Annotated in this window: 7 protein-coding genes; 3 read left to right on the plus strand and 4 right to left on the minus strand. The window is 70.3% G+C overall.

Annotated features, from left to right (window positions below; all coding sequences use genetic code 11):
* Positions 1-1368: a glutamine synthetase family protein gene (locus tag ACFV2X_RS35465; RefSeq protein ID WP_385624646.1), complete on the minus strand. Its 1368-nt coding sequence runs from the start codon at positions 1366-1368 to the stop codon at positions 1-3.
* 101 nt (positions 1369-1469) lie between these two features.
* Between ACFV2X_RS35465 and ACFV2X_RS35470 the strand changes: the two genes are divergently transcribed.
* The 3 genes from ACFV2X_RS35470 (at position 1470) to ACFV2X_RS35480 (ending at position 4584) form a co-directional block, all read left to right on the plus strand.
* Positions 1470-2300, plus strand: a complete 831-nt coding sequence (locus tag ACFV2X_RS35470) for a FadR/GntR family transcriptional regulator (RefSeq protein ID WP_385624649.1) — start codon at positions 1470-1472, stop codon at positions 2298-2300.
* A gap of 99 nt (positions 2301-2399) precedes the next feature.
* Complete coding sequence (eat, locus tag ACFV2X_RS35475) at positions 2400-3869, plus strand: ethanolamine permease (protein ID WP_385624652.1); 1470 nt, start codon at positions 2400-2402, stop codon at positions 3867-3869.
* Between the two features lie 16 nt (positions 3870-3885).
* Positions 3886-4584 (plus strand): gamma-glutamyl-gamma-aminobutyrate hydrolase family protein, encoded by a 699-nt coding sequence (locus ACFV2X_RS35480; protein ID WP_385624655.1) that lies wholly within the window; start codon positions 3886-3888, stop codon positions 4582-4584.
* A 93-nt stretch (positions 4585-4677) separates the two neighbouring features.
* Here the strand turns inward: ACFV2X_RS35480 and ACFV2X_RS35485 are convergent, their stop codons facing one another.
* The 3 genes from ACFV2X_RS35485 to ACFV2X_RS35495 form a co-directional block, all read right to left on the minus strand.
* Positions 4678-5076, minus strand: coding sequence for a hypothetical protein (locus ACFV2X_RS35485; protein WP_385624658.1), 399 nt, complete (start codon positions 5074-5076; stop codon positions 4678-4680).
* A 183-nt stretch (positions 5077-5259) separates the two neighbouring features.
* Positions 5260-5568: a trypco2 family protein gene (locus tag ACFV2X_RS35490; RefSeq protein WP_385624678.1), complete on the minus strand. Its 309-nt coding sequence runs from the start codon at positions 5566-5568 to the stop codon at positions 5260-5262.
* Between the two features lie 139 nt (positions 5569-5707).
* A complete protein-coding gene (locus ACFV2X_RS35495; RefSeq protein WP_385624660.1) occupies positions 5708-6127 on the minus strand; it encodes a hypothetical protein in 420 nt (139 codons plus the stop codon).
* Between the last annotated feature and the right edge of the window lie 148 nt (positions 6128-6275).

Below are 6275 nucleotides of genomic sequence, written 5' to 3' on the forward strand. Positions count from 1 at the left end.
TCACATGCGCTCGAAGGACCGGAAGCGCTCCCAGTCCGTGACGGCGGTGTCGTATGCCTCCTGCTCGACACGCGCCATGTTGAGGTAGTGCTCGACGACCTCCTCGCCGAAGGCGGCCCGCGCTATGGGGCTGGTCCGCCACAGCTCGGCGGCGTCGCGCAGGGTGGCCGGGACGTGTTCGGCGTCGCCGTTGTAGGCGTTGCCGGTGCACACCTCGGGGAGCTCCAGTTCCTCCTCGATCCCGTAAAGACCGGCCGCGACCATGCCCGCGACGGCGAGGTAGGGGTTGACGTCGCCGCCCGGGAGGCGGTTCTCCAGGCGGTGGGAGGGGCCGTGGCCGATGACGCGCAGCGCGCAGGTGCGGTTGTCCGGGCCCCAGGCGACGGCGGTGGGCGCGAAGGAGCCGGGGCGGAAGCGCTTGTAGGAGTTGATGTTCGGCGCGTAGAGGAGGGTGAAGTCGCGCATCGCGGCCAGCTGTCCGGCGAGGAAGTGGCGCATCGTCTTGGACATGCCGTACGGGCCGTCGCCGTCGGCGAGCACGGACGCCCCCGACTCGTCGCGCAGCGAGAGGTGGATATGGCAGGAGTTGCCCTCGCGCTCGTCGTACTTGGCCATGAAGGTCAGCGCCACGCCCTCCTGGGCGGCGATCTCCTTGGCGCCGGTCTTGTAGATGGCGTGCTGGTCGCAGGTGGTCAGGGCGTCGTCGTAGCGGAAGGCGATCTCGTGCTGGCCGAAGTTGCACTCGCCCTTGGCCGACTCGACGGTCATCCCGGCCGCGCCCATCTCGTTGCGGATGCGGCGCAGCAGGGGCTCGACTCGGCCGGTGCCGAGGACGGAGTAGTCGACGTTGTACTGGTTGGCGGGGGTCAGCCCGCGGTAGCCGGCGCTCCATGCCTGCTCGTAGGTGTCCTTGAAGACCATGAACTCCAGCTCGGTGCCCGCGTAGGCGGTCCAGCCGCGCTCGGCGAGCCGGTCCAGCTGGCGGCGCAGGATCTGGCGCGGTGAGGCGAGCACGGGCGAGCCGTCGTGCCAGGCCAGGTCGGCGGTGATGAGCGCGGTGCCGGGGTTCCAGGGGGTGCGGCGCAGGGTGGCGGTGTCACCATGCATGGCGAAGTCGCCGTAGCCGCGCTCCCAGGAGGACATGGCGTAGCCGTCGACGGTGTTCATATCGGCGTCTACGGCGAGGAGGTAGTTGCACCCTTCGGTGCCGTGCTCCAGGACCTCGTCGAGGAAGAACCGGGCGGCGAACCGCTTGCCCTGGAGCCTGCCCTGCATATCGGTGAAGGCGAGGACGACGGTGTCGATCTCTCCCGCGTCGACGAGCGTGGTCAACTCGTCGGCGGAGAGCGGGGGCGTGCGGTCAGCCACGGTGATGCCTCCTGTCGGTACGACTGGGTACGTCTCGATGCGCCCGGGGCCATAAGGTATTCGGGTAGACCATTGATTGGGAAGTAGGTGCGGAAAGTTCCATGAACGGCGGCGGAAGCGGCACGGGGGCCGTGGGCGGCGGCCCGGGCGGCACTGCGGGCAGCACCGTGGGCGACCGGCTGGCGCCGGTGCTGCGGCCGGTGCGGGCCGGCAACGGCTTCGAGGAGGCGCTGGAGCGGATACTCCGGATCCTTCGGCTCGGCCTGGTCCCGGAGGGCGAGCGGCTGCCGTCCGAGCGGGAGCTGGCCGAGCGGCTGCGGATCAGCCGGGTGACGCTGCGCGAGGTGCTGAAGGTGCTGGCGGACCAGGGGCTGGTGGAGAGCCGGCGCGGCCGGTACGGCGGCACCTTCGTACGGGCCCGGCCGGAGCCGGCCGGGGGCGGCGAGGACGAACTGCGGCGCCGGATCAGGGAAGTGGACGTCGAGGACACGCTGCGGTTCCGGGAGGTCCTGGAGGTGGGCGCGGCCGGGCTGTGCGCCGCGCACGGGCCGTCCGACGAGCGGGCCGCCCGGCTGCGGGCCGCCCTCGACGCGACGCGCGACGCGCCGCTCGCCGACTACCGCCGGCTGGACACGATGCTCCATCTGACGCTCGCGGAACTGGCGGGCTCGCCCTCGCTCGCCGCCCAGTACGCGGCCGTCCGCGCCACCGTCAACGACCTGCTGGACTGCATCCCGCTACTGGTCCGCAACCTGGAGCACTCGCAGGCGCAGCACACCGCGCTGGTCGAGGCGGTGCTGGACGGGGACGCCGACGGGGCGCGCGAGGTGATGCGGGAGCACTGCGAGGGCACGGCGGCGCTGCTGCGCGGCTTTCTGTCCGACGACGCGGCCGACGCCACCGATGCGGATAGGGATAACGGGCAGGGTTAACGGGCGTTTTACGCAGAGGTCTTGCGCATACCCGCCGGACAGGGCAAAGGTATGCCTCCAAACCATTGCCCTCGCCTCTCGTGTGGACCAGGAGCATCCATGGCCGACGGAACCGAGTCCCCGCGCACCTCTCTCAGCCCGCCCGGCGGCGCCGCGCCCGCCGAGGACGCCTACCTGGAACGCCGCACCCTGCGCCGCGGCAGCGCGGGCCCGCTGCTGCTGACCGGCCTCGGCGTCGCGTACGTCGTCTCCGGCGACTTCTCCGGCTGGAACTTCGGCCTGGCGGAGGGCGGCTTCGGCGGTCTGGCCATCGCCGCCGTGCTGATGGGCCTGATGTACACCTGCATGGTCTTCGCCCTCGCCGAACTGGCGGCGATCCTGCCCACGGCGGGCGGCGGCTACGGCTTCGCGCGGCGTGCCCTGGGCACCTGGGGCGGCTTTCTGACCGGCACGGCGATCCTCATCGAGTACGTCCTCGCGCCCGCCGCGATCTCCATCTTCATCGGTGACTACGTCGAATCGCTCGGCCTGTTCGGCCTCGAGTCCAGCTGGCCGGTCTACCTCGCCTGCTTCGTCATCTTCATCGGCATCCACCTGTGGGGCGTGGGCGAGGCCCTGCGCTTCAGCCTGATCGTCACCGCCATCGCCGTCGCCGCACTGCTGATCTTCGCGTTCGGCGCCTTCACCGACTTCGACTCCGCCTCCCTCGACGACATCCCGGTCGACCACTCGGCCCTCGGCGCCAGCTCCTGGCTGCCGTTCGGCCTGCTCGGCATCTGGTCTGCGTTCCCCTTCGGCATGTGGTTCTTCCTGGGCGTGGAGGGCGTACCGCTCGCGGCCGAGGAGACCCGCGACCCCGCGCGCACCCTGCCCAGGGCCATGGCCTGGTCGGTGGGCATCCTGCTGGTGCTGGCCCTGCTCACCTTCCTCGCCGCGACCGGCGCGCGAGGCGCGAACGCGGTCCAGGACGCGGGCAACCCCCTCGTCGAGGCGCTACAGCCGGACGGCAAGGCGACCGCCCTGTCCCGCGTCGTCAACTACGCGGGCCTGGCCGGCCTCGTCGCCTCCTTCTTCTCCCTCATCTACGCCGGCTCACGACAGCTGTTCGCGCTCTCCCGCGCCGGCTACCTCCCCCGCTTCCTCTCCCTCACCAGCCGCCGCAAGGCCCCCTACCTGGGCCTGCTGGTCCCCGGCGCCCTCGGCTTCGCACTGGCGGCGGCGACCGGCGACGGCGCCCGGATGCTCAACGTCGCGGTCTTCGGCGCCACCATCTCGTACGCGCTGATGTCCCTCTCCCACATCGTGCTGCGCCGCCGCGAACCGGGGCTGCACCGTCCGTACCGGACCCCGGGCGGCGTGCTGACCTCCTCCGTCGCCTTCGTCCTGGCCTGCTCGGCGCTCGTGGCCACCTTCCTGGTGGACAAGGACGCCGCCTTCATCGCACTGGGCGTCTACGCCGTGGCCCTCGCCTACTTCGCCTTCTACAGCCGGCACCGTCTGGTCGCGGCGGCTCCCGAGGAGGAGTTCGCGGCGCTGGCGGAGGCGGAGGCGGAACTGTCCCGCGACTGAGAGATTGGACCCTGCGTTGTCAACGCCCCTTATCGGCATCAGCACCTACCTGGAGTCCTCGGTCCGCTGGGGCGTCTGGCACCAGCCCGCGGCCCTGCTCCCGGCCGGATACCACCGCCTCGTCCAGCGCGCGGGTGGCCTGGCCGTCATGCTGCCGCCGGACGACGCCCCGGCGTCGGCCCCGTCCGTGGTCTCCCGCCTTGACGCCCTGGTCATCGCGGGCGGCCCCGACGTCGAGCCCGTACGCTACGGCGCCACCCCCCACGAACGCACCGGCCCGCCCGCGCGGGAGCGGGACGCGTGGGAACTGGCCCTGATCGACGCGGCGTTGGCGGACGGCGTGCCGCTGCTGGGCATCTGCCGCGGCATGCAACTGCTGAACGTCGCGTTCGGCGGCACGCTCGTCCAGCACCTGGAGGGCCATGTGGGTCCGCCGGGCGTCTTCGAGCGGCACGAGGTCAAGCCGGTACCGGGCACGCTCCTGGCCCGGATCGCGCCGGAGGCGGTGTCCGTGCCGACGTACCACCACCAGGCCGTGGACCGGCTGGGCGAGGGGCTGACGGTCTCGGCGCGCGCGACGGAGGACGGGATGGTGGAGGCGGTGGAGCTGCCGGGCTCGGGGGTCGCTCTCGGGGTGCAGTGGCATCCGGAGGCGGGGGAAGATGTGCGGGTCATGCGTGCGCTGGTCGACGCGGCGGCCGCGGCAAGGGGCTGAACGTCCAGCGCCTCGCCGATTTCCGGCTATGGGCGAGCGGGCCCGCCGGAACAGCTCCGGCGGGCCCGATCAGAAGAGAAGAGAGGACGCCGACTACGCCCAGAACACGGCCGAGTCTTCGTACTCGAAGGGGTGGCCGGACTTGCTGAGGTAAATCTTGATGGAGTAGCCCGCGCCCTCCGTCAAGTCGTGGCCATTCGAGGCACTGTGAGTGACGCAGTTTCCGTTTCCGCCCACGGAAAACTCGTCGTAATAGTGGTAGCCACTGACCTCCAGGTTGACCTTCCAACCGTCGGCCTCGATGTCGCACAGCTCCATGACGTCGCCGTTCGCCCTGAAGCGAACCCGACCGCCCGGGTCGCCATCGTTGGTGTGCAGCTGATTGTCCCAGGTAGCGGTGGTGGCCGCCCCGGCGGTGGGTGCGCCGAGCAAGGGCACAGCCGCCGCGGCAACGGCCACGGCAAACGCGCTGAGGGTCCTGCGGAACTTCATGTCACTCCCCAAGAGGAAACAAAGCGAAGCAGTGCGCCCGGGGATGCGCACTTTCAACCTTCTTGCCATATGCCAGAGTTGAGTGCGGCACATCTGCCTGCTGAGTGGTTGCCGCGAGGAATATAAGAGGCTGGAACAACCATGGTCAACTCCCGTATTCGATGGTTGCGAGCACGACCGGCCTCAGCGCTCCCCGTCCACCTCGGCACCGGAGATCCGGGCGGTCGTGGTCGTACCGCCCGGGCCGGTCATCGTCGGCTGGAGGGTGAGTGAGATGCGCTGAGTCTCGCTGGTCGAATACTTGCCGTTGCCGCCCGCCTCGACGACCCAGAAGCGGACCCTGCCGTTCGCGCCGCCCTCTTTGGTGACGGCCACGGTGACCTCGATCTCGATCGGGCCGAGGTCGAACTTCAGCGCCTCGCCCGCGCCTGCCGCCGCCGCGGCAGTCAGCTGCGCGCGCAACTCGCGGATCATCTCCGACAGTTCGACCATCTCCGCCACGGGTTCCCCCTCGTCACTCGCCCCGGGAGACGAAATCCTACAAGGGGGCACCGACAGGGAAGGCGGACCACAGGCGATCGGCCCGCCGGAAGAAGATCCGGCGGGCCGATCGGGAGGGACAACGCTGTGGCTAGGCGACCCAGTCCGACGAGTCGTCGTAGTCCAGGGGGGTGCCGGACTTGCTGAGGTAGATCTGGAAGTAGTAGTGCTGGTTCTCCGTCAGGTTGTGGCCGTTCGAGGCGCTGTGGGTGACACAGCTTCCGTTGCCGCCCACGGACATGCGGTCGACCACGTTGCCGGTGTAGCCGTGGACGATGGTCAGGTTGACCTTCCAGCCGTCGGCCTCGATGTCGCACAGCTCCACGACATCGCCGTCCGCCTTGAAACGGACGCGGCCACCCGGGTCGCTGTCGTTGGTGTGCATCTGCTCGTCCCACCAGTCGGCGGTGGTGGCGGTGGGAGCGGCACTGGCGGTGGGCGCGGTGAGCAGGGGCGCCCCTGCCGCGGCGATGGCCACCGCGAACGCGGCGAGGGTCTTGCGGTACTTCATGTCACTTCCCAAGAAGAGCATAAGAGGCTTGATCAACAACGGTTCATTATGAACGGGCCGTTGACCAGCAGGGGCGCGGGCTCCCCCGAGGCCGGCCTCAGCGCTCCCCGTCCGCCTGGGCGCCCGGTCCGGGCGGCCGTAGCCGTAC

Origin of the sequence: Streptomyces sp. NPDC059679 (assembly GCF_042734105.1) — a bacterium.
Classification (GTDB): Bacteria; Actinomycetota; Actinomycetes; order Streptomycetales; family Streptomycetaceae; genus Streptomyces.